Source organism: Streptococcus sp. A23, from assembly GCF_043674155.1.
Lineage (GTDB): Bacteria > Bacillota > Bacilli > Lactobacillales > Streptococcaceae > Streptococcus > Streptococcus suis_V.
Genome location: NZ_JBIMJP010000012.1, coordinates 1 through 23,459, shown reverse-complemented (window position 1 = coordinate 23,459; position 23,459 = coordinate 1). Strand labels below are relative to the sequence as shown.

Sequence of the window (23,459 nt, the reverse complement as noted above, 5' to 3'; positions counted from 1 at the left end):
TTATGACATTTATCCTACGATATGTCAGGGATTACCTGAAAGAAGTTACGCTGGCTCCTCTCTTCAAACTGTTGGAGGCCTGCTTTGAACTCCTTGTTCCCTTGGCTATTGCCCATATCGTTGATACAATTATTCCACATGGCAATCAGGGAGACCTGGTTGCTATGCTTTTACTCCTGACAGGGTTGGCAATTGTGGGAGTTCTAGTATCTATTTTAGGGCAATATTATTCAGCCAAGGCAGCAGTTGGGGTGACCAAGCAGTTGACAGAGGACCTGTTTGAAAAAGTCTTATCTTTGCCGCAAGCTAGTCAGGATACTTTGTCCCGCTCATCAATTTTGACGCGCTTGACCAGTGATACCTTGCAGATTCAAGCAGGAATCAATATTTTCTTGCGCCTGTTTCTACGGGCTCCGATTGTGGTCTTTGGTGCTCTCTTCATGGCCTTCTATATCAGTCCTAGCCTTTCTCTCTATTTTCTGGGGATGATTGCTATTTTGCTGGTGATTGTGGCAGGCATTACGGTGGCTGTCAGTCGCTATCTCTTATCGATTCGTAGAGATTTGGATAGCTTGGTAGGGCAGGTGCGTGAAACGGTTACGGGCTGGCGGGTCATTCGTGCCTTTGGCCAGGTAGCGAGAGAAGTTGCTCAATTTCAAGCCCTCAATCTGGCCTATAAAAATAGACAGTTACAGGCTGGTTACTGGTCTAGCCTGCTGTCGCCACTGACTTTTCTGGTGGTTAATGCGACCTTGATGATTTTGATTTGGCAGGGAAATCTAGCCATTTCTAACAATCTGCTAGAGCAAGGGATGCTGATTGCCCTAATCAATTATCTCCTGCAAATCTTGGCGGAGCTGGTCAAGATGGTCATGGTTGTCTCATCTATCAACCAGTCTTATATCGCTGGTCAACGGATTCAGGAAATTTTCAAGCAAGAATCCGAAGACCTGGAAGGTACTCTGCCAGTCCTGCAAGCCAATGACCCAGCTGATGTTTTTGCACTATACAAGCTGGATTTTGCCTATCCCAATGCTGCTGAACAGGCCCTATCAGGAATTTCTATTCAGATAAAGAAAGGTCAGCTTATCGGCATCATCGGTGGTACGGGTGCTGGTAAGACGACCTTGGTCAATCTCTTACAGGCCTTTTATCCGATGCCAGCTAATCAATTGATGTACTTTATTGATGGAAAGAGTCCTGTGAATCTCAAAACCTGGCGGGCTAATTGTGCCACCGTTGCCCAGCAGGCCCAGCTCTTTGCTGGAACAGTCCGCTCAAATCTTACCTTGGGACTGGCTGATAGTTCCGAAGAACGCATTTGGTGGGCCCTGAAGATTGCTCAGGCGGATGGATTTGTGGCAGAAAAGGGCGGTTTGGATAGTCCTGTAGCAGCCTTTGGGAAGAATTTTTCCGGTGGACAACGGCAACGGCTGACCATTGCGCGTGCTCTCTTGAAAGAAGCACCTGTTTTGATTTTGGATGATGCGACGTCGGCCCTGGACTATCTGACAGAGAGCCGTCTCTTGCAGGCTATCAAGGAGGAATTGCCTGACCAAACCTTGATTATGGTGTCTCAACGGACCAATAGCCTGAAGACTGCGGATCAGATTTTGGTGCTGGACCAGGGACAGCAGGTGGGGCTAGGTCGTCATCAAGACTTGCTAGAAAGCTCTGCTATTTACCGTGAAATTGACCAATCCCAGCATGGAGAGGAGAGCAGCCATGAAGAAAACTAGTCTGCATCAATTGACGGGACTGGTCCTAAAACAGCCCATTCGTCTGACTCTGCTCTTGCTGGCGACACTGGCTCAGGTCCTTCTGACCGTCTATCTTCCTATCCTTATCGGTCGGGCAGTCGACGCGGTCTTGGTAGCAGATAGCCAGGTCTTGCTGGAGATTCTGCTGCAGATGTTTGTCGTCATTCTAGCCAATGGCCTGGTCCAGTGGTATCTGCCCTTGGTCACCAATGGCCTGGTCTATGATATGGTGGCAGACTTGCGGGAGCAGGTCTATGTCAAATTGCACCAGTTGCCCCTTTCCTATCTGGATAGGCAGTCAACGGGGGACTTGGTTGCACGATTTTCCAGTGATAGTGAACAGCTGACTAACGGTCTTTTGATGGTCTTCAACCAGTTTTTCGCTGGAATTTTGACCATTCTCTTGACCATTTTTACCATGGCAGGTTTGGATCTTGTCATGATGCTTTTGGTTGTTGCCTTGACCCCACTGTCTCTTTTTGTGGCGCGTTTTATTGCAAAGAAGAGCTATACTTACTACAGTCGCCAGACCCAGGCGCGTGGGCAGCAAGCTCAGCTCTTAGAGGAGACCATTAGCCAGCTCAGTCTGGTGCAGGCCTTCAATGCCCAAGACCAGTTTAAGAAGCAGTTCCAGCAGGTCAATGGCGACTACGCTCATTATTTGCAGAAGGCAATATTTGCTTCGTCTACGGTTAATCCGACTACCCGATTTGTCAATGCTTTGATTTATGCGCTTTTGACAGGTCTTGGAGCACTTCGCATCATGCAGGGGACCTTTACAGTCGGCTCTCTGACCACCTTTCTCAACTATGCCAGCCAGTACAGCAAGCCTTTTAACGATATTTCTTCTGTCCTATCGGAATTGCAGAGCGCTTTAGCTTGTGCAGACAGGCTCTTTGCCCTTGTTAATCTAGCTAGCGAAGAGGATAGGGCAGAGCGGACAATTGACTCGGATCAGTTGCAGGGGGCTATTTCCTTTGAAAATGTATCTTTCTCTTATCAGCCTGAAAAATCGCTCATTGAGGACCTGACGATTGATGTTACCTCTGGTCAAAAGGTGGCTATTGTTGGTCCGACTGGCGCAGGGAAATCGACCATGATTAATCTGCTCATGCGTTTTTACGATGTTAATACTGGCCAGATTGTCCTGGACGGTGTGCCTATTTCCCAATACAGCCGAGAGGATTTGCGGCGGCAGATTGGCATGGTTCTCCAAGAAACCTGGATAAAATCAGGAACTATCCATGAAAATATTGCCTATGGATATCCTCATGCGACTAGGGAATGGGTTATCGAGGTGGCCAAGGCAGCCAATGCGGATTTCTTTATTCGTCAATTGCCCCAAGGTTATGATACTGTCCTGACAGATGGTGGCGCCTCTCTATCACAGGGTCAACGGCAATTGCTGTCGATTGCGCGCGTTTTTGTCAAAATCCCTAAAATCTTAATTTTGGATGAGGCGACCTCGTCGATTGACACACGGACGGAGTTATTGGTTCAAGAAGCCTTTGCCAAATTGATGCAGGGACGGACCAGCTTTATCATTGCCCATCGCCTATCAACCATCCAATCAGCTGACTTGATTTTGGTCATGATAGATGGAAAAATTGTCGAACAAGGCAATCATAGGGAATTGATGGATGCGCAAGGTTTTTATTACCAGATGCAGATGAGCCAGCAGGCTGCTGAACAGTAGGTAAGCAACATTTCATACTACAGACAGGGAGTTAGTCACAGCTAGCTCCCTGTCTTTGTGCTATACTAGAATTATGTTAGATTTGAAAGAATATGGAATTGACATGTGGTCAGAAGAGAAGATTGTCGCCTTTCGCAAGGCTCTTCTTGATTGGTATGATGAGAACAAACGAGACCTGCCTTGGCGACGAACATCGGATCCCTACGCCATTTGGGTGTCTGAGATTATGTTGCAACAGACGCGTGTGGATACGGTTATTCCTTACTATGAGCGCTTTCTCCACCATCTGCCGACTATCAGAGACTTGGCAGTGGCACCGGAAGAAGTCATTCTCAAATTGTGGGAAGGGTTGGGCTATTATTCTCGTGTCCGCAATATGCAGAAAGCGGCCCAAGATATGGTTGAACGGTTCGATGGTTCCTTTCCCAAGACACACGCAGAAATTTCCAGTCTAAAAGGCATTGGTCCCTACACAGCTGGTGCTATTTCTAGCATTGCCTTTGGTTTGCCGGAGCCTGCGGTAGACGGCAACGTCATGCGCGTGCTCAGCCGTTTGTTTGAAGTGGATTATGACATTGGTCTCCCTGCGAATCGCAAGATTTTTCAAGCCATGATGGACATCATGATTGACCCAGCTAGACCGGGAGACTTTAACCAAGCCCTGATGGATTTGGGTTCAGATATTGAGGCACCTTCCAATCCACGGCCAGAAGAAAGTCCCGTGAAGGACTTTAGTGCTGCCTATCTCAATGGCACAATGGACAAATATCCTATCAAGGTACCCAAGAAAAAGCCTGTCCCAGTCGCCTATCAAGGCTTTCTCATTCGCAATCAGGATAATCAATTTCTCCTTGAGAAAAATACCGACGCTGGACTCTTATCAGGATTTTGGTCTTTTCCGCTTTTGGAAAAAGGGGCTATCCAAGCCAAACAAGTTTCCTTGTTTGAAGTGGCAGAAGAGCCGGAGCAGCCTGATATGAAGCTGCGCTTTACAGAAGAATATGGTCTGACTATTGACTGGCAGGAGCAAGAATTTGAGATCGTTCAGCATATTTTCAGCCACCGCAAATGGCAGATTGAGTTGATAGAAGGAGTAGCGAGTCAGTCGGATTTACCAGCTAATCGTGAATTAAAATGGGTTTCGGTTGAAGATTTCCATACCTATCCCTTTGCCAAGCCACAGCAGAAAATGTGGGATGAATTTAACAAAAATTTTAAAAAATAAGTTTGTTTTTTGCACACAATTATTTGAATTTATTTTGAAAAAGTGTTATATTAACATTGTAGATAGAAAGATGATTTCATTTATTCTTTAGCAAACTAGCTATTGCCCCCTAAGGCAGTAACTAGAGGAAGGTCTGCTTCAGTTTCACCCATCTATTTATGATATTCTTTATTCACAACCTTATTTTCATTGGCTTGCTGCCCGTTCAAACTTGGGAAATACCGACCTGGTATTTCCAGAGAAGATCGTCAGTCATTGATTGATTTTCGGATATTATATTTAGAACACTGTAAAAAATAAAGCAATCTCCACACTTTAGACAATTGAAAATTAATAGAAAATGGGTAGCAATCGAAGCATATTAGTTTTTAATCATTAACTTCTGGAGACGGACCTTCCTGATAATAACCACTAACCGAGTTTCAAATGAAGCTCGGTTTTTGAGTTTTTAGGTTCTTCCAACCACAAGTCATTGATTGGGTTAGTGACCGAGTAGAAGCGGTTGTGATAGTGATTGGATGAATGAATTTCTACACCAATTGTCAGAAGCTTATCAGATGACTACATTATTCTAGTCATGGACAATGCCGTCTGGCATAAATCTCAGACATTGAATATCCCTGAGAATATAGCATTTAACTTTATTCCACCTTACACACCAGAGATGAACCCTATTGAGTAAGTCTGGGCCGAAATCCGCAAACGTGGTTTCAAGAATAAGATATTTAGAAGCTTGAATGAGGTTATTGATAAACTTCAAGAGGTTATTCAAAACCTATCTCCTTCTCAACTCAAATCAATTGTACGTAGAGATTGGAGTTTGGCTATTTTTGATTTTAGTTGAGTATAAATATGTCCATAGTGATGACTTTAACACGATTTCTAGCTTGTCTGGAATAGCGCAGGAAGTGATTTCTGATTGTGGCTTGTGTGCGTCCGTCAAGGATTGTAATGACTTTTAGCGAGTCAAAATTCTGAGCGATGAAACTCATTTTTCCCTTCTTGAAACTAGCTCAAACCGTCTATCCCCAGACTGTTTGACTCCCAGCTCATATTTTCAGGAAGCAAATCCCAATCGGTTTTAAATTGGAACTCATTTAGCTTACGAATGACAGTTGAGGTGGAGACGGCAAGACGCTTAGCGATGTCGGTCATAGACTGTTTTTCAATGAAAGGTTGAGCTATTTTCTGGTGAACAATGGTTGAGATTTGGTGGATTTTCTAGATCAGAGAGGTTTCTGCGACAGCCATTTTTCCGCAATTTTTACAGCGGAAACGGCGCTTTCTCAAGCGGATAAGCAGAGGGTATCCAGCAGATTCTAAGTAGGGAATTTTAGAAGTTTTCTGGAAATTGTATTTAGTCATTTGACCATGACAAGAGTGGTATTTAGGGGCTGAATAATCCAGTTTGGCAAGAATTTCCTTGTGAGAAGTGCAGTCCTCATAATCTAAAATAGTGATGTTGGGGTCTTTCGTTCCAAGTAAGTTTGTGATACTATCCTCGCTTTATTATTTCTGGGCTCGGGGATAAACAGTCACTTCCCTGACTGTTTATCTATTCCATATGATTCCTTTCTAATGATGGTTTAGACGCTTTTCATTTTAGGTCATGTGGGACTTTATTTCTAAACTCAAAAAGGCTCCATAATCTCCATAGGGGATTTACCCACTACAGTCTTATAGAGCCCAGTTTTGTGGGTGGTTTTTTGGTGTGTAGTAACGGGATGTCAATTTATTCATTCAGAAAATATAGAGCGTTTTCATTTTTTGTGATATAATAATCATAGTAAAAAGTGAGGAAAAGCCAATGACAGAGATTGATTATGGAAAAGTTACCGGTCTAGTTCATTCTACCGAAAGTTTTGGTTCAGTTGATGGACCTGGTGTTCGCTTTGTGGTCTTCATGCAAGGCTGTCACATGCGTTGCCAGTATTGTCACAATCCTGATACCTGGGATTTGGTTAACCCGGCAGCAACCGAGCGTACTGCTGAGGATGTCCTAAAAGAAGCTCTGCGTTTTCGGATGTTCTGGGGCAAGGAAGGGGGGATTACGGTGTCTGGTGGTGAAGCGACCATTCAGATTGATTTCTTGATTGCTCTCTTTACCCTGGCAAAAGAAAAAGGCATCCATACGACTTTAGATACCTGTGCCCTGACCTTCCGTTCGACTGAGCGTTATTTGGAAAAATACAACCGTCTCATGGAAGTGACCGACTTGGTGCTCTTAGATATCAAGGAAATCAATCCTGACCAGCATCGTATTGTTACAGGTCATAGTAATAAAACTATTTTAGAGTGTGCTCGTTACCTATCGGATATTGGCAAGCCTGTTTGGATTCGACATGTCTTGGTGCCTGGATTGACAGACCGAGATGAGGACCTGGTTGAGTTGGGCAAATTTGTCAAAACCTTGAACAATGTCGAGCGCTTTGAAGTTCTGCCTTATCACAATTTAGGTGAATTTAAGTGGAGAGAGTTGGGGAGACCTTACCCGCTGGAGGGGACAAAACCGCCGACTAGGGCGCGTGTGGAAAATGCAAAGACCTTGATGGAGACGGAGTCTTATCAGGATTATTTGAATCGGATTAGAGGATGATTGAGAAAGATAGATTTATTCAGAACAAAGAAAAATTCGCTATATTTTCTGTGGTTAGCCTTCTTTTGATGACCTTGCTGAGTGGTTGGATTGTTTTTGATAAGATGGAATCCCCAGCTGTTGATAGTGGTCTGACACAGAAGCAGAGGACTATCAATCAAATGATGGAAGGTATGACCATAGAGGATAAGATTGGTCAATTATTTTTAGGGCATATTCCTGAGCAAGAGGCTTAACAGATTGTTGGGGCCTATTATCTAGGAGGTTATATGCTGGAATCCAAAGATGTAGAAGGTAAGTCGCTGAGTCAGCTAAAAAAAGACTTGGCAAGCTATCAAAAAGCCTCCAATATTCCCTTGCTTTTGGCTTCCAATGAGGAGGGAGGAGCTGTTAGTCAAATTAGTCCAATCTTGAAAGAACCTTTTGCATCACCGATGGAATTGTATGATGAGGGAGGTTTGGATGCTGTCCTGGAGGGAGCAAAATCCAAGGTTCCGGTTCTAAAGGATTTAGGTATTTCAGCGGGCTTTTTCCCGATTGCTGATGTTGTAACCAATCCCAGTTCACCCATTTATGAACGGACACTAGGCCAGGATGCCATGACAACATCTGACTACGTTCGTGAGGTCGTCACATTGCTCAAGGAAGAAAATTTTCTATCTACCTTGAAGCATTTCCCTGGTTCGAGTGAGACGGGTGATGCGATTACGGGGCTAGTCTATGATGACCGTCCTGTAGATGAATTGAGAAAGCAGGATTTCTTACCGTTTGAGGCAGGGATTGAAGCAGGGGCGGACTCAGTCATGGTCAGTCACATTATTCTGACTGCTGTTTCGGACCAACCGTCCTCTATATCACCTGAGGTGATGGCTATTTTACGTCAGGAGCTGGGCTTTGAAGGGGTTATTTTGACAGATGATTTTGATAAATTGGGTTTGTCAGAATTTCTTGATCAAAATGAAGCAGCCCTTCAAGCAATCGAGGCGGGGGCGGATATGATTTTGTCTTCCAACTTTAAGAGTCAGATTCCCTATCTTTTGGACCAGGTAAAAAGAGGAAAACTAAGCGAGGACCGCATTGAGCAATCAGTGGAACGGATTTTGGGGATGAAATACGATTTAGGTTTGATAAAATAAAAGAGGTTAGGTATCTGTCTAACCTCTTATTTCGTTTGGTAGACCAATCCGGTCCTGATGCCGTCCACATCGACAAAGGCGACTTCTTGGGTGGCAAGGTGCAGGTCAAGTCCTGCGGTCTGGGCACGTTTAATGGTGGCTTGGAAGGCTTGGATGTCTGTATAGACTAGAGTGTAGTAGGCTAGTCCTGGCATGCCTTCTTGTCTGATTTCCAGATTTTTTCCTCCCCATTCGTTGACTGCTAGGTGGTGATGGTAGTCGCCTGATGCCAGCCAGGAAGCGGAGGTGATGGAAAATTTATCCTGGACTTGTAAGACCTCTTGGTAGAATCGGCTAGAAGCGGCGCTTTCTCGGACAGATAGATGGACATGGCCCATGCGACTGCCAGCTGGCATCTGATAGGTTGCGTCAGCTTTTTTCCCTAAAGCATAGATCGTTTCAGCATCCATAGGTTCGGTCTTGCCAATGATACGACCGTCAGAGCGGACATCCCAAGTGTCTTGAGGCAGGTCGCGGTAAATTTCGATGCCGTTGCCTTCGGTGTCGGCTAGGTAAATGGCTTCGCTGTAACCGTGGTCGCTGGCACCTTGGAGGGGAATCTTATTGTCGATAAAGTGGCGGAAAATGTTGCCCAAGTCTTCACGGCTAGGTAGGACAATGGCTAAGTGGTAGAGTCCGTAGTTGTGGCTAACTTCGCCTTTCTGCTCTGTTTGAATAAGTCGAATAAGGATGTTTTTTCCAACGCCTAGGTCAATCTGGTTAGGAATTTGGGAGAGAACTTGGAGACCTAAGACTTGTTGGTAAAACAGGCTTTGGAGTTCCAGATTGCGGACGTTGAGGGCGACGTAGCCCAGTTCAAATTTGGAATTGTACATGGGAATACCTAGCTTTCTGATACAATTTATAGGAATTTTCGAGTTACTTAGTATCTTTTGGTGAAGTAATGTGTGACGAATAGACTTTTGAAAATTGATTTTTATCTCATAGCTTTCTCAACAAGTGCGCTATCTACGATTTGGATAAAGTGTGTAATTCTATTTTCAGCATTAAAATCGTAAATATGGACAAAGTCTGCTTGAAAGGATTTCTCAGTAAGGTTGTAGGCCCCTTGTAGTAGCCATAAACCATGACACGGTTTCCTGAAAAGGCGTAATCAACAGGTGTGGCACTATAATTGGTCCATTCAGAACCTAGTCTTGCATGGACGTTTTCAATCACTGCATCTGGACCGATATAGGTACCAGCATAGGGAAAGCCTGCTGCTTCTGTCCAAGAGATATCAGCAGCCAGATGGCTTTTGAAATCTTCTATTCGACCTTGAGCAGTAGCTAGATAAGTCTCTTCTAAAATATTTTTATATAATTGATTTTTTGACATAGGTATTTTCTTTTCTATTGAGCAACTGCCTCTTGGAAATTTTTTTCCAAATCGTCTACTGTGCGAACTTTATTGATAAGATTAAAGAAGTTTCCGTCTTTTTCAAGTAACAAGGTTGGGAAAGAGGTTACCCCCATTTCATAAGCCTTGATAAAGTCTGGGTGTAGACTTTCTGGTTGATTCAAGATGCTTGATAGTTCTTCCATAGCCTTTGTAGGTAGCTGATAGGTACCGATTAGGCTGGTGTAACTGTCTGCTTGACTGAGATCTAACCCATCTTCAAAAAATAAGGCTTGAATGTCTAATGTTAGCTGAGCATGGTTAGGTGTCTCAACATAGTTTTTCAAGACTGAGTAGGCTCTAGCAGGACCAAGGGAGTCCATGGTAAAGTCCTTATCCTTAAACAATTGATTGTAGTTATCGCCAAAAGACATTTGGTAATAGCTTTCGATTTGTTTGTTGATGGTCTGTGCCTGCTGAAAATCAACCATTTTCTTTTTGTTATCTCCGACAAACAAGCCTCCGTTAATGACCTCTATTTCTATGTCAGGATGGTCTTGCATGAATTTTGTGAAAATGTGGTTAAAGCCGTAGGTCCAACCACAATAAGCATCGATGATGTAATATAGTTTCATATTAAATTTCTTTCATTTCGATTTCTTGGTTTTTGATTAGAATTTAGCATTGCTATTGGAAGTTTTGGAATTTTCCTCGATTGGCTCAACAAGATCCCAGAGTTCTGCAATTTTATCATCTTCAACTCGATAAAGATCATAGAAGGATGTATATTGACTTGTAGAATCTAAGCTTCTAACAAAGCTTGAGCTTGCGCTTGTAGACCGGCGATGGCTTCCTCTGACAATACCAACTGTCCAGTTCCCCATGCTTCTGGATTGACAGTTGTCCCTGTAAACTCACCAACGACTTGCATACGAACAAATGGTAGGAGAGCCTGATAGCTAGTGAACATTTGGTCATGTCCAGCATTGGCAACAGATGATACAGTAACAATTTTGTCCTGGAGAGCTGACGGGCCACGTGTTTCTGACAAGTCTAGGGCACGGCTGAGCCAGTCAATCAAGTTCTTCACAGTACCTGGAATAGCAAAGTTGTGAACTGGTGAGAAAATCCAGATAGCATCTGCAGCCATAATCGCATCGCGTGCAGCTTGGACAGCTGGCAAGACTGGTGTTTCAAGGTCTTGGTTCATAAGTGGAGTATCCTTGTAGTCAAGGTAAGTCACAGTTGCTTGACCTTCTAAGATACTTTCAGCTTGCTTTGCCATTTGGTGATTAAATGAACCTTCACGTAGTGAACCGACGATAAATAGAATGTTTTTCATGATCTTATACCTCTAACAATTTTTTCTTCCCTGCTCTCGCAGTTTATGGTATTATTGTATCAGGTACTAAAAATATTACAAGTACGATTTTTTTGAATAGTCACTATCTTTTTGTAAAGCAATGTGTAGTATTAAGGGAAAATAAAGGAGAAATTATGGCAACTTTCACACAACATACGGTTCCGGAGTGTCCTTATGTGACCACTCAGAGTGTCTTATCTGGGAAATGGAGTATCTTATTACTACATCATATCGAAGAAGGTCCCATTCGGTTTAATGAATTGCATCGTCGTTTGACTGGAATTTCCCAAGCAACCTTGACCAAGCAGTTGCGCCAGCTAGAAGATGATGGTTTAATCATTCGGAAGGTTTATGCACAGGTTCCGCCAAAAGTGGAATATGAACTGAGCGAGATTGGTCAAGAATTTAAGTTGGTTTTGGAGCAAATTGAAGTTTTTGGGGATAAGTACATCGACTTTGTCAAAGCAAAAAAATCTGAATGAGTTCGTATCTCATTCAGATTTTTGTCTTTTATAGTTCGTCATCCTTAACGGCTTCTAGCCAGCTAGCAGCAGCCTTGGCTGTACTTTCAAGGGCACCTTCCTTGAATGGTGATTGGAGGTTTGCGGCTTCAACCACTTGCAAGAAGGACTTGGTGCCGCCCAAATCACAGATGCGGATGTAGTCTTCCCAAGCAGTTTCATCATGGTCCACCTGCGTGCGTTTCCAGAATTGGAGGGCACAGACTTGAGCCAAGGTGTAGTCGATGTAGTAGAATGGGCTGGCAAAGATATGCCCCTGACGGTACCAGAAGATACCACGGTTGAGGGCTTCTGATTCAGAATAATCACGGTCTGGCAAGTAGAGGTCTTGGAGTTTTTTCCAAGTCGCCTTTCGTTCAGCTGGAGTCATCTCTGGGTGTTCATAGACTTCGTGCTGGAAGTGATCCACCAAGACACCGTAAGGCAAGAAGAGAAGGGCACTTGCCAAGTGAGTAAATTTATATTTATCGACTTGTTCCTTGAAGAAACGGTCCATCCAAGGCCAGGTCATAAATTCCATAGACATGGAGTGGATTTCACAGGTTTCATAGGTTGGCCAAACAACTTCTGGACTTTGAATCCAACGCGAACGATAGACTTGGAAGGCGTGACCTGCTTCGTGGGTCAAGACATCAATATCACCGCTGGTTCCATTGAAGTTGGAGAAGATGAATGGGCTCTTGAAGTCAGGGATATAGGTACAGTAACCACCGCTGTTTTTGCCTGGTTTTGCAACCAAGTCCAAGAGTTCATGCTCAATCATGAAATCGAAGAACTCGCCTGTTTCTGCTGACAATTCACGGTACATGTCTTGGGCTTGGCTGACGATAAAGTCGGGGTCACCTTGTGGGACCGCATTGCCGTCTAAGAACTCAAGATTGAGGTCGTAGTGTTTCAGGCTTGGTACTTGCAAGCGTTTGGCTTGGCGTTGACGCAGATTTTGCACAATCGGTACGATATGCTTGAGAATTTCTTCACGGTACACCTTGACCATGTCACGATTGTAATCGAAACGGTTCATCTTGAGGTAGCCGTATTCTACATAGTCCTTGAAGCCGAGTTTGTGGGCGATTTCCGTGCGGACCTTTACTAATTCATCGTACACACGGTCAAAGTCGGCTTCCTTGCTTTCAAAGAAGGCAGTTGTAGCAGCAGAAGCAGCCTTGCGGACTTCACGGTCGGTTGATTGACCGAATGGCCCCATTTGTGCCAGGTTGTAGGTCTGACCTTGGAAATCAATCTCTGCACCAGCGATCAGTTTACTGTATTCATCAGATAATTCATTTTCTTTTTGCAGTAATGGAATGACGTCTGATGAGAAGGTCTTGAGCTTGTTCTCGGCCTGCATGAAGAAAGTTTCTGGCAAGATGTCAGACAACTCTTCCTTGTAAGGGGTCTGGACTATGACACGGTAGTAGTTGGTGGTCAATTCTTCAAAAAGTGGCGAATATTCATTCCAAAACTTGGTTTCTTCATTGTAAAACTCATCGTTCATGTCGATAGTATGACGAATCATCCAGAGGTTGTACTGGGTATCGACCAAGTTGAGTAATTTGGTAACGGCTGCCACAAGTGTACGAGTTGTTTCCAGGTCACTTGCCTGAGCCAACTGGTCTGTCAAGTCAGAAAATTGAGCCTTGATAGTTTCATAATCTGGACGGACATAGGTATAGTCTGAAAATTTCATATGTTTCTCCTTTTGTATTGCTACCTTCTATCTTACTCTTTTTGAAAACGTTTGGCAAATTTAGTCAACGATTGTTTGTTTAAATATGCTTTCTTTTTTCTCTTGGTCTATAGCATGAAAGTATGCGTAGAGAATATCTAACATGATCAATAGCGGGATCTGTGGTGAAATACGATTGCCATAATTTAAATTACGAACAGAGGCAACAGGGATAAGGGTGTCAATAGGAGTTGTATCAAATTCCCTGGTTGTCAAGAGGGCTGTCTGAATACCTCGCTCGGCTGCCAGAGTCAGGTGGTCGATGATATCCTCAGTATAGCCAGACAGGGAGAGCCCAATCACTAGGCAGTTGGGATCCAGGATATTGGTGGTCCAGATCAGGTTATTGCGGTCGGTAATGGCGTCGCAGACAACTCCCAGGCGCATGAAACGAGACTTAATCTCCATGGCAACGAGGCCTGAACTGCCGGTGCCGTAGAAATAAACCCGCTTGCTTTGGTCGATCAGGTGGGCGATTTCTTGCAGTTTTTCCTCGTCCACCAGCTGGCTGGTCGCAGTTAGAATTTCGTCGTAATCCACCAGGACCTTCTTGGTCAGGTTGTTTTGGACATGTTCAAATTGCTTGTCTAGCTGTTGTTGCTGGTTTTGAAAGGCAAAGACAAATTCCCGATAGCCTGAAAATCCGCACTTTTTAGCAAAGCGGGTCAGGGCAGAAGGAGAAATATGCAGTTCCTGGGTGACGATTTCCAAGCTCAAATCCATGGTCTTGGAGTCCAGGCTTGTAAAGTAGGTCGCAATTTCCCTTTCCAGCTTGGTCATCTGTTCCAGATTGCTGTCGATGATGGCAATGATATTCTGTTCAGCTTTCATATTAGTTCCCTGTAATAATATAGTGTATTTCTATTATACCATAAAAAAGAATCTTTCTGCCATTTGTGATATAATGTTAAATAGTAAAGGGAATGTATGACCATGTATATTGAAATGATTGATGAAACAGGGCAGGTTTCTGCTCAGATGCAAGAGCAGATTACAGACTTGCTCCAATTTGCGGCGGAGAAAATCGGCAAGCAAAACAAGGAAATGGCTGTGACCTTTGTGGATAACGCGCGTGTTCATGAGGTCAACTTGGAATACCGCGGGATTGATCGCCCAACAGATGTGGTCAGCCTTGAGTATAAGCCTGAAAATGAGATTTTCTTCGATGAAGAAGACTTATTGGATGATCCTGATTTGGCTGAAATGATGGAAGATTTTGATGCCTATATCGGTGAGCTTTTTATCTCCATTGACAAGGCGCGTGAGCAGGCAGAGGACTACGGCCATAGTTTTGACCGCGAAATGGGCTTTTTGGCTGTGCACGGCTTCCTCCATATCAACGGCTATGATCACTACACGCCTGAGGAGGAGGCGGAGATGTTTGGTTTGCAAGAAGAGATTTTGACGGCTTATGGACTTACGAGAGAATAATTCAAAGAAACGCTGGAAGAATCAGAACCTGGTAGCCAGTATGGATTTTGCGGTTTCCGGCTTGATAACGGCCTTTAAGGAAGAGCGCAATATGAAAAAGCATGCGGCAACGGCCTTTTTGGTGGTCTTGGCTGGCTTGATTTTTCAGGTATCGGCTACAGAATGGCTCTTTCTCCTGCTCAGCATTAGCCTGGTGATTGCCTTCGAAATCCTGAATTCGGCTATTGAAAGCGTGGTGGATTTGGCCTCGGACTATCATTTTCACATTTTGGCCAAGAATGCCAAGGATATGGCGGCAGGAGCGGTCCTTTTTGTCTCAGGCTTTGCCCTTTTGACAGGATTGATTATTTTTGTGCCGAAGATTTGGGCCTTGATTTTTTAAGATATAAGGAGAATACATGACATTTAAGTCAGGATTTGTGGCGATTTTAGGTCGTCCAAACGTTGGGAAATCAACCTTTCTCAACTATGTAATGGGGCAAAAGATTGCCATCATGAGCGACAAGGCTCAGACAACCCGTAACAAGATTATGGGGATTTACACAACGGACGAGGAACAAATTGTCTTTATCGACACGCCAGGTATTCACAAGCCAAAGACGGCCTTGGGAGACTTCATGGTTGAGTCTGCTTACAGCACCTTGCGTGAGGTGGATACGGTCATCTTCATGGTGCCTGCCGATGAAAAACGGGGCAAGGGTGATGATATGATTATGGAGCGTCTGCGTCAGGCCAAGGTACCGGTTATTTTGGTGGTCAACAAGATTGACAAGGTCCATCCGGACCAGCTATTGGAGCAGATTGATGATTTCCGCCAGCAGATGGATTTCAAGGAAATTGTGCCTATTTCTGCAACCCAAGGCAATAATGTCAATCGCTTGATGGAAATTCTCAAGGAAAATCTGGATGAAGGTTTCCAATATTTCCCAGCAGACCAGATTACCGATCATCCAGAGCGCTTCTTGGTGTCCGAGATGATTCGCGAGAAGGTCTTGCACCTAACTCGCGAGGAAATTCCGCATTCGGTGGCAGTGGTTATCGAGTCCATGAAACGGGATGAATTTACAGACAAGGTTCATATCCGCGCGACCATCATGGTCGAACGCGATAGCCAAAAAGGCATTATCATTGGCAAACAAGGAGCCATGCTCAAGAAAATCGGCTCCATGGCCCGACGCGATATTGAACTCATGCTGGGGGACAAGGTCTTCCTGGAAACCTGGGTCAAAGTCAAGAAAAACTGGCGTGACAAAAAACTCGATCTGGCAGACTTTGGTTATAATGAGAAAGAGTATTAAAAACGTCCGGGGGAGTGAAACAGTCTGGGAATAGACTGTTTCAGCTGGTCACCTAAAAATGCGAAAGTGACCATGTGAAAACCCGAGCCAAGAAATTGGAGAGCGAGGAACGTCCAGAGGACATGATCGACGTTTCTAAAATCATTCGATTTTAATGATTTTAGAAACTAGTAGGTCGCCTAGGCAATTCCGCAGAGAATTGCCATTAGTTGAGTAGCGTTTTAATGCATTCAACTTTGGCAAATTGAACCCGAGCTTGAAAATTGGAGAGCGAGGCAGTCAGGGCGTGACCTCAATAGCCCGCTAGCCTTGAAGTAAGAAGACGGCTGTGAGCTTATGGATAGTCTCTAATATTCCAATTCCAGAAATCCGAAAGTGACGCAATAATGCCATGTTGCTACATCTTTGAGGTAAAAACATATAAAGAAACATTGAGACACCACGTTAGTGGTGTTTTACGTCGCAAAGGTGAGAAAGTATGTCAATAAAATCTGTTACGGAAGAAACAGTTTCTGTTTGGGGTTCATTTGCTAGTTCGGTATGGCAGACAGATAAACAAGTTTTGATGGAACAATTTGCTGAGGGTAAGTTTCCATTTGAGTTTCTTTATTATTCTTCGTCAGGCATAGCGGTGGCATGGATAAGTTTGTCACTCCGTCATGATTATGTGGAAGGCTGTCAGTTTAGTCCAGTTGCCTATGTAGAAGGAATTTTTGTTCATCCTGATTATCGTGGACAGGGGATTGCTGCCGAATTACTCGATTTTGCAGATTCGTGGGCTAAATCTCATGGAGCATGGGAACTGGCATCGGATACGGATTTTGAAAATAGCCACAGTCAGGCTTTTCATACCAAGAATGGTTTCAGAGAAGTAAGCAGAAATATACATTATGTCAGAAAGGTTGAGGTGGAATAGTATGCCCGAACTTCCAGAGGTTGAGACGGTTCGTCGTGGGCTCAATCGTCTTGTCAAAGGTAAGAAAATTGAACGTGTCCGGGTGGACTATCCTCGTATGATTGTGACTGGTGCGGACAGCTTTCGTGAGCAGTTGGTTGGTCAAACCATCATGGAGGTGGACCGTCGGGGTAAATATTTGCTCCTCTATCTGACAGATTTTGTGCTGATTTCCCATCTGCGTATGGAGGGCAAGTACAATCTTTTCCATGATGTGGTGCCTGCTAGCAAGCACTTTCATGTCTTTTTTGCATTGTCAGACGGTTCTACCTTGGTTTACCAAGATGTCCGCAAGTTTGGCACCATGGAATTGTTGCGGGAAGTGGACTTGGATGCCTATTTCTTGTCTAAAAAATTAGGTCCTGAGCCGACGGAAGAAGACTTTGATATGGCTGTTTTTCAGACCAAATTAGCTAAGTCCAAAAAGCCAATCAAGTCGCACCTGCTGGACCAAACCCTAGTGGCTGGTCTGGGCAATATCTATGTCGATGAGGTGCTTTTCCGAGCACAGGTTCATCCTGCCCAGGGAAGTTCAACCTTGACAGCAGAACAGGTGGCGGGCCTTCGCCAAGCCACCATTGATGTTTTGGCTCTGGGAGTTGAAAAGGGCGGTTCGACCATTCGGACCTACAAAAATGCCTTAGGCATGGATGGGACCATGCAGGATTATTTACAAGTTTATGGAAAGCAGGGGCAGGCCTGTCCGCGTTGCCAGACGGAGATTGTCAAAATCCAGCTGGGCGGTCGGGGCACGCATTTCTGTCCCCAGTGTCAGGTGAAGCATGGCTAAGGTAATCGGATTAACAGGCGGTATCGCGTCGGGTAAGTCAACAGTGACAGCTTTTTTACGAGAGAAGGGCTATCAGGTCATCGATGCAGACGGGGTGGTTCATGACTTGCAGAAAAAGGGCGGACGGCTCTATCAGGTCTTGCTGGAGGAGTTTGGTCCGGCAATTCTAGCAGCTGATGGTCAATTGGACCGAGTAAAATTGGGCCAGCAGGTTTTTGCGGATAGCCAGTTGCGGGCCCGCTTATCCGAACTGCAGGACCAGATTATTCGGCAAGAACTGTTGGCACGACGGGATTTGCTAGCACAGACAGAAGAAGTGGTTTTCATGGATATTCCCCTGCTCTACGAGTTGGATTATAGCGGGGAGGTCGATGAGGTCTGGCTGGTCTATGTCGATGAGCGCCAGCAGTTGGCACGGCTCATGGCTCGCAACGGCTATAGCCTGCAGGAGGCGGAGAATCGCTTGGCAGCGCAGCTTTCTTTAGAAAAGAAAAAAGAACGGGCAGATAAGGTGATTGATAACAGTGGGTCGCGGGAGGCGACCTTGGCGCAGGTGGCGTCTTTGGTAGAGGAGATTGGAAATGGACGAGGGTAGTAGTTACTGGAAGCCGAATTTGAAGGTGGCCTGGATTGGGAATTTTTTGACGGGGGTTAGTTTTACCTTGGTCATGCCTTTTATCTCGGTCTTTGTGGAGGAGTTGGGAGTGACTGGCAGCCAGGTGGAGTATTTTGCTGGTCTGGCTGTGTCGACCAATGCCCTGGCAGCAGCTATTATGGCGCCGATTTGGGGGAGTTTGGCGGACCGTTATGGTCGCAAGCCCATGATGGTGCGGGCGGCTTTTGCTATGATTTTCACCATGGGTGGGATGGCTTTTGTGCCAAATGTTTTTTGGCTGATTGTCCTGCGTGTGCTGAATGGGATTTTTACCGGCTATATTCCCAATGCGACGGCTCTAGTGGCCAGTCAGGTGCCCAAGGACAAGACAGGCTATGCTCTGGGAACCTTGTCAACAGGGGCTGTGGCGGGTAACTTGATTGGCCCGACTCTGGGTGGTTTTTTGGCGGAAATAGTGGGGATTCACAATGTCTTTCTGCTGGTCGGTTTGCTCTATCTCTTGGTGGCGGTTTTGACAGTTTTATATATTCGTGAAGATTTCAAGCCGATGGAAAAGGGGCAGCAGATGATGATTGCAGAGCTCTTTCATCAAATCAAGGACAAGCAGATGATGGTGGGGCTGTTTATCACTTCCATGATTATCATTGCGGCGGCTCAGGCTGTCGTGCCGATTTTGACTCTTTATGTGCGGCATCTGGGTCAGACGGACAATCTGCTTTTTGTAGCTGGATTTATTATTTCCCTGCCGGGCATGGCCTCGCTGGTGACTTCAGGTCCTTTGGGGAAATTGGGGGACCGAATTGGCAATCACAGGTTGCTGCTCATGGCCTTGGCCTACAGTCTCTTGATCAATGTCCTCTGCGTCTTTGCCCAAAGTCCTTTCCAGCTAGGTGTACTGCGCTTTCTCTATGGTTTTGGTACGGGAGCTCTATTGCCGTCGGTTAATTCCCTCTTGACCAAGTTAACGCCCAAAGAAGGGATTTCGCGCATTTTCTCCTACAATCAGATTTTTAATAATCTAGGTTCGGTTGTGGGACCCATGATTGGGTCAACGACTGCTGCTCATCTAGGCTATGATTGGGTGTTTTATGTGTCTAGCGCTCTGGTTTTGTTTAATCTGATTTGGTCCTTGGTGAATTTTAGAAACTACTTGAAAGTAAGGGAAGTCTAGTGAGAGTAAAAATCAATTTGCAATGTTCTGAATGTGGCAGTAAGAATTATTTGACTAGCAAGAATGCCAAGACCCATCCGGATAAAATCCAGGTCTTGAAATACTGCCCCAAGGAGAGAAAAGTAACCCTCCACCTTGAAACGAAATAGATTCTGTGGTATAATAGCAGGAGTTATTTAAGAAAGTGAAAAAAGTATGTATCAAGTATTATTAACCATTCTGTTGATTTTATCTGTTATTCTTGTGGCGGTGATTTTTATTCAGCCAGCTAAAAACCAATCAAGTAATGTCTTTGATGCTTCTAGTGGTGCTCTTTTTGAGCGGACAAAGGCGCGTGGGTTTGAGGCAGTGATGCAGCGTTTTACAGCCATTCTAGTTGCCCTTTGGTTGCTCAATGCGCTGGTTCTGGTTATCATTTCAAGTAATTAATAGAATCAAATGTAGACTGGGGCAATGCTCTTGGTCTATTTTTTTAGGAGTGGGACAGAACTTAACTAATCAAAAGAAGTTCAACTGAACTCTCGTGTTTCTAGGTTCAGGCTAAAACGGTCTATTCCCAGATCATTTTACTCACATCCTGTACAGTTGATTAGGAAATTTTGGAGCATAAAATGCGAACAAAATTTCCAATCAACCACTGCGCTGAAATGATGACGCAAATTTAGAAAAGTAGAGCTAGGGATATTCCTAGCACTTTGGTAAAGATAAATGAAAAAAGATATTTTAAACTATATTACAGAAGCAGGTCCTGTGACCATGGACCAACTAGCGGACCACTTGCAGGCTAGTTCAGCCAAGGCGTTTACTGACTTGGTCAAGCTGGTTTCGAGCATGGAAGGTAGCCGTCAGCTTGTCTTTGACAATGCGGGTCGGATTGCTATGCCAGTTCCAAAAATTTCTAAAAACAAGGTAACCTTACAGGGTATTTTTCGTGCCCACAAGTCTGGTTTTGGCTTTGTGACTATTGATGAAGAGGAAGATGACCTCTTTGTCAGCCGTGACGATGTCAACTTCGCTATCGAGGGCGACCGAGTCGAAGTGGCTATCAAGAAAGTAGCGGACAGGCTCAAGGGGACAGCTGCGGAAGCGGAAGTCATTGATATTTTGGCACATAGCCTGAAAACAGCGGTGGGCTTGATTGTTTTTGACGAAGATAAGCCAGAGTATGCAGGCTACATCAAGTCTAAAAACCAGAAAATCGCTCAGAAGATTTACATCAAAAAGTCACCTTTGGTATTGACCGGAACGGAAATCCTAAAAGTTGATATCGAGGCTTATCCAAACAAGAAACGGGATCACTTTGTTGCGACCATTCGGGATGTGGTGGGCCACAAGGATGATGTGGGAATCGATGTCTTGGAAGTCTTGGAATCCATGGACATCGTGTCGGAATTCCCTGATGAAGTTTTGGCGGAGGCCAACCGAGTACCAGAAAGTCTGTCTGAGAAGGACTTTGAAGGACGCTTGGATCTGCGGGATGAAATCATCTTCACTATCGACGGTGCAGATGCCAAGGACTTGGACGATGCGGTCCATATCAAGCAACTCAAGAATGGCAATCTGGAGCTGGGTGTTCATATCGCTGATGTCAGCTACTATGTGACGGAAGGCTCTGCCTTGGACCAGGAAGCTGTCAAGCGTGGGACCTCTGTCTATGTGACCGACCGTGTGGTACCAATGCTGCCAGAACGCCTGTCAAACGGCATCTGTTCCCTTAATCCAAATGTGGATCGCCTGACCCAGTCGGCTATTATGGAAATTGACCGCAAGGGCAAGGTAGTCAAGCACTGGATTGGCCAGACGGTCATCAAAACCACCTTCCGCATGACCTATTCCGATGTCAATGACATGATTGCAGGTAACAAGGAAAAGCTGGCTACATACAAGGCAATCGTGCCGAGTGTTGAGCTCATGGTCAAACTCCATGAAACTCTGGAAACCATGCGCTACAAACGCGGTGCCCTCAACTTTGACACGACAGAAGCCAAAATCATCGTCAACAAGGACGGTCTGCCAGTCGATATTCAACTGCGTCAGCGGGGCATTGCCGAGCGAATGATAGAGTCCTTCATGCTGGCTGCCAACGAGTGCGTTGCTGAGCATTTTGCCAAGCTGGACCTGCCTTTCATCTATCGGATTCACGAGGAGCCCAAGTCGGACAAGCTGCAGAAGTTTATCGACTATGCGACCAGCTTTGGTCTGACCGTCTATGGGACGGCTAGCTCTATCAGCCAGGACGCCCTTCAGGACCTCATGGAGAGGGTCAAGGATGAACCCTATGCGGATGTCCTCAACATGATGTTGCTGCGTTCCATGCAGCAGGCACGTTACTCGGAGCACAACCACGGCCACTACGGACTGGGTGCGGAGTTCTACACCCACTTCACCAGTCCGATCCGCCGTTATCCCGATCTGCTGGTTCACCGCATGGTGCGGGACTATGGTCATAATCCTGCGGAAAAAGCAGAGCATTTTGAGCAGGTTATTCCTGAGCTTGCCAAGTCTTCGTCCAGTTTAGAACGCCGTGCCATTGAGGCAGAGCGGGAAGTCGAAGCCATGAAGAAGGCAGAGTTCATGCAAGAATTTGTCGGGCAAGAGTTTGACGGTGTGGTGTCTAGCGTGGTCAAGTTTGGTCTTTTTGTCGAGTTACCAAATACGGTTGAAGGTCTGATTCATATCACCAACCTCAACGAATACTACCAGTTCCACGAGCGAACTCTGACCTTGCAGGGTGAGAAATCTGGTCGGGTCTTCCGTGTCGGTCAGCCAATTCGTATCAAGCTAACGCGGGCGGACAAGATGACAGGGGAGATTGATTTTGCCCACGTGCCGTCCGAGCTGGATATTGTGGAAAAAGCTTTGAAAGCCAAACGGAGAACGGCTAGTCACTCCAACCGTGACCGTGATGATCGGTCAGGGCGAGGACGAGGTAAGCACCACAAACAAGAAGCTGCTGGTCGCGACAGCGGACGTCACAAGTCTGGGAAAGACCACAAGTCAAAAAGTGGTAAAAAAGACAAGAAAAAGAAACCATTTTACAAAGAAGTGGCTAAAAAGAACAAGAAGAAAAGGAGATAGGCATGGCCAAGGGTGAGGGCAATGTGATTGCACAGAATAAAAAAGCCCGCCACGACTATACCATTGTCGATACAGTGGAGGCGGGGATGGTCCTGACGGGGACGGAGATTAAGTCTATTCGTGCGGGGCGGATCAACCTTAAGGATGGCTTTGCCCAAATCAAGCAGGGCGAGGCTTGGTTGGTCAATGTCCATATCGCTCCCTATGATGAGGGCAATATCTGGAACCAAGAGCCAACGCGGACCCGCAAACTTCTATTGCGGAAAAAGCAAATCGAGTCCTTGGGCAATGAGGTCAAGGGAACAGGGATGACCCTGGTGCCCCTCAAAGTCTATATCAAGGACGGCTTTGCCAAGGTCCTGATTGGGCTTGCCAAAGGGAAGCACGACTACGACAAGCGAGAGTCCATCAAACGCCGTGAGCAAGACCGTGATATCAAACGGACCATGAAGGCTATCAATAGTCGCTAAGACCGGGAGAAATCCTGGTCTTTTTGTTATAGGAAAATGAAATACAGACTGTGTGCCCGTAATGTTCGGAGAAAAAAATGTGCGAATGTTGTTAATATTGATATGGTGTGTAGCTTTTTTTATACTTCTAGTAAACATCCACTATATTATTATAACACCTTGTTGTTTACTTATCGCACATTGTCAAGTCAAGTGCAACAAGTTCATTGATAACTAGAGATCCAGAGGTTAAGCTGTCTGGGCTAGCCCA

The 23,459-nt window shown here is 45.2% G+C and carries 24 protein-coding genes and 2 pseudogenes; 19 read left to right on the top strand and 7 right to left on the bottom strand.

What is annotated here, in order from left to right:
* Positions 1–2 precede the first annotated feature (2 nt).
* From ACHBIE_RS07570 to ACHBIE_RS07555, 4 genes and pseudogenes are all read left to right on the top strand, one after another.
* A complete protein-coding gene (locus ACHBIE_RS07570) occupies positions 3–1,739 on the top strand; it encodes an ABC transporter ATP-binding protein (protein WP_394733085.1) in 1,737 nt (578 codons plus the stop codon).
* Positions 1,708–3,456 (top strand): ABC transporter ATP-binding protein, encoded by a 1,749-nt coding sequence (locus ACHBIE_RS07565; protein ID WP_394733084.1) that lies wholly within the window; start codon positions 1,708–1,710, stop codon positions 3,454–3,456. The genes ACHBIE_RS07570 and ACHBIE_RS07565 overlap by 32 nt, the downstream gene beginning before the upstream one ends.
* A gap of 73 nt (positions 3,457–3,529) precedes the next feature.
* Complete coding sequence (gene mutY, locus ACHBIE_RS07560; protein WP_394733083.1) at positions 3,530–4,681, top strand: A/G-specific adenine glycosylase; 1,152 nt, start codon at positions 3,530–3,532, stop codon at positions 4,679–4,681.
* Between the two features lie 500 nt (positions 4,682–5,181).
* Positions 5,182–5,525, top strand: a pseudogene (locus ACHBIE_RS07555) (transposase); the annotation flags it as partial.
* A gap of 4 nt (positions 5,526–5,529) precedes the next feature.
* Here ACHBIE_RS07555 and ACHBIE_RS07550 read toward each other — a convergent pair.
* Positions 5,530–6,175 (bottom strand): annotated as a pseudogene (locus tag ACHBIE_RS07550) (transposase family protein); the annotation flags it as partial.
* 313 nt (positions 6,176–6,488) lie between these two features.
* Here ACHBIE_RS07550 and pflA point away from each other — a divergent pair.
* The 3 genes from pflA to ACHBIE_RS07535 are packed head-to-tail and all read left to right on the top strand — an operon-like array spanning position 6,489 to position 8,413.
* Positions 6,489–7,277 carry a pyruvate formate-lyase-activating protein gene (pflA, locus tag ACHBIE_RS07545; RefSeq protein WP_105110643.1) on the top strand — a complete coding sequence of 263 codons (789 nt, stop codon included), beginning with the start codon at positions 6,489–6,491 and terminating at the stop codon, positions 7,275–7,277.
* Positions 7,274–7,513 carry a hypothetical protein gene (locus ACHBIE_RS07540; RefSeq protein ID WP_394733082.1) on the top strand — a complete coding sequence of 80 codons (240 nt, stop codon included), beginning with the start codon at positions 7,274–7,276 and terminating at the stop codon, positions 7,511–7,513. The genes pflA and ACHBIE_RS07540 overlap by 4 nt, the downstream gene beginning before the upstream one ends.
* Positions 7,514–7,516: 3 nt before the next feature.
* Positions 7,517–8,413, top strand: coding sequence for a glycoside hydrolase family 3 N-terminal domain-containing protein (locus ACHBIE_RS07535; protein WP_394733104.1), 897 nt, complete (start codon positions 7,517–7,519; stop codon positions 8,411–8,413).
* 26 nt (positions 8,414–8,439) lie between these two features.
* Here the strand turns inward: ACHBIE_RS07535 and ACHBIE_RS07530 are convergent, their stop codons facing one another.
* The 4 genes from ACHBIE_RS07530 to ACHBIE_RS07515 all read right to left on the bottom strand — a co-directional run bounded on the left by ACHBIE_RS07530 (position 8,440) and on the right by ACHBIE_RS07515 (position 11,132).
* Positions 8,440–9,288: a VOC family protein gene (locus ACHBIE_RS07530; RefSeq protein WP_394733081.1), complete on the bottom strand. Its 849-nt coding sequence runs from the start codon at positions 9,286–9,288 to the stop codon at positions 8,440–8,442.
* Between the two features lie 133 nt (positions 9,289–9,421).
* Positions 9,422–9,790, bottom strand: coding sequence for a nuclear transport factor 2 family protein (locus tag ACHBIE_RS07525; protein ID WP_394733080.1), 369 nt, complete (start codon positions 9,788–9,790; stop codon positions 9,422–9,424).
* A gap of 14 nt (positions 9,791–9,804) precedes the next feature.
* Positions 9,805–10,425 carry a thioredoxin gene (locus ACHBIE_RS07520; protein WP_172067360.1) on the bottom strand — a complete coding sequence of 207 codons (621 nt, stop codon included), beginning with the start codon at positions 10,423–10,425 and terminating at the stop codon, positions 9,805–9,807.
* A gap of 167 nt (positions 10,426–10,592) precedes the next feature.
* Positions 10,593–11,132, bottom strand: coding sequence for an NADPH-dependent FMN reductase (locus tag ACHBIE_RS07515; protein WP_394718024.1), 540 nt, complete (start codon positions 11,130–11,132; stop codon positions 10,593–10,595).
* A gap of 155 nt (positions 11,133–11,287) precedes the next feature.
* On the opposite strand from ACHBIE_RS07515, the gene ACHBIE_RS07510 reads away from it, so the two are divergent.
* Positions 11,288–11,635 carry a winged helix-turn-helix transcriptional regulator gene (locus tag ACHBIE_RS07510; protein ID WP_394718021.1) on the top strand — a complete coding sequence of 116 codons (348 nt, stop codon included), beginning with the start codon at positions 11,288–11,290 and terminating at the stop codon, positions 11,633–11,635.
* Between the two features lie 28 nt (positions 11,636–11,663).
* Here ACHBIE_RS07510 and ACHBIE_RS07505 read toward each other — a convergent pair whose 3' ends face one another.
* On the bottom strand, positions 11,664–13,361 hold the full coding sequence (locus ACHBIE_RS07505; protein ID WP_394733079.1) for a M3 family oligoendopeptidase: 1,698 nt from the start codon (positions 13,359–13,361) through the stop codon (positions 11,664–11,666).
* A 60-nt stretch (positions 13,362–13,421) separates the two neighbouring features.
* Positions 13,422–14,231 (bottom strand): MurR/RpiR family transcriptional regulator, encoded by an 810-nt coding sequence (locus ACHBIE_RS07500; protein ID WP_394733078.1) that lies wholly within the window; start codon positions 14,229–14,231, stop codon positions 13,422–13,424.
* A 102-nt stretch (positions 14,232–14,333) separates the two neighbouring features.
* Between ACHBIE_RS07500 and ybeY the strand changes: the two genes are divergently transcribed.
* The 11 genes from ybeY (at position 14,334) to smpB (ending at position 23,209) form a co-directional block, all read left to right on the top strand.
* Positions 14,334–14,831 carry an rRNA maturation RNase YbeY gene (ybeY, locus tag ACHBIE_RS07495; RefSeq protein WP_394733103.1) on the top strand — a complete coding sequence of 166 codons (498 nt, stop codon included), beginning with the start codon at positions 14,334–14,336 and terminating at the stop codon, positions 14,829–14,831.
* Entirely contained in the window at positions 14,812–15,213 is a 402-nt protein-coding gene (locus ACHBIE_RS07490; protein WP_394733077.1) for a diacylglycerol kinase family protein, read from the top strand. Before ybeY ends, ACHBIE_RS07490 begins: the two co-directional genes overlap by 20 nt.
* 16 nt (positions 15,214–15,229) lie before the next feature.
* The gene (gene era / locus ACHBIE_RS07485; protein WP_105110653.1) at positions 15,230–16,129 is read left to right on the top strand and encodes a GTPase Era; all 900 of its coding nucleotides are present in this window, start codon (positions 15,230–15,232) and stop codon (positions 16,127–16,129) included.
* 478 nt (positions 16,130–16,607) lie between these two features.
* Positions 16,608–17,045 carry a GNAT family N-acetyltransferase gene (locus ACHBIE_RS07480; RefSeq protein ID WP_394733076.1) on the top strand — a complete coding sequence of 146 codons (438 nt, stop codon included), beginning with the start codon at positions 16,608–16,610 and terminating at the stop codon, positions 17,043–17,045.
* Position 17,046: 1 nt separating this feature from the next.
* Entirely contained in the window at positions 17,047–17,874 is an 828-nt protein-coding gene (gene mutM / locus ACHBIE_RS07475) for a DNA-formamidopyrimidine glycosylase (RefSeq protein WP_172059319.1), read from the top strand.
* Positions 17,867–18,469: a dephospho-CoA kinase gene (gene coaE / locus ACHBIE_RS07470; RefSeq protein WP_172059318.1), complete on the top strand. Its 603-nt coding sequence runs from the start codon at positions 17,867–17,869 to the stop codon at positions 18,467–18,469. The genes mutM and coaE overlap by 8 nt, the downstream gene beginning before the upstream one ends.
* Positions 18,456–19,661 (top strand): multidrug efflux MFS transporter, encoded by a 1,206-nt coding sequence (locus ACHBIE_RS07465; protein WP_394733075.1) that lies wholly within the window; start codon positions 18,456–18,458, stop codon positions 19,659–19,661. Before coaE ends, ACHBIE_RS07465 begins: the two co-directional genes overlap by 14 nt.
* Entirely contained in the window at positions 19,661–19,810 is a 150-nt protein-coding gene (rpmG, locus tag ACHBIE_RS07460; RefSeq protein ID WP_105122613.1) for a 50S ribosomal protein L33, read from the top strand. The genes ACHBIE_RS07465 and rpmG overlap by 1 nt, the downstream gene beginning before the upstream one ends.
* A gap of 46 nt (positions 19,811–19,856) precedes the next feature.
* Positions 19,857–20,090 (top strand): preprotein translocase subunit SecG, encoded by a 234-nt coding sequence (secG, locus tag ACHBIE_RS07455; RefSeq protein WP_105110659.1) that lies wholly within the window; start codon positions 19,857–19,859, stop codon positions 20,088–20,090.
* A 279-nt stretch (positions 20,091–20,369) separates the two neighbouring features.
* On the top strand, positions 20,370–22,739 hold the full coding sequence (gene rnr, locus ACHBIE_RS07450; RefSeq protein ID WP_394733074.1) for a ribonuclease R: 2,370 nt from the start codon (positions 20,370–20,372) through the stop codon (positions 22,737–22,739).
* A 2-nt stretch (positions 22,740–22,741) separates the two neighbouring features.
* Positions 22,742–23,209 carry an SsrA-binding protein SmpB gene (gene smpB / locus ACHBIE_RS07445; RefSeq protein WP_002935771.1) on the top strand — a complete coding sequence of 156 codons (468 nt, stop codon included), beginning with the start codon at positions 22,742–22,744 and terminating at the stop codon, positions 23,207–23,209.
* Positions 23,210–23,459 lie beyond the last annotated feature (250 nt).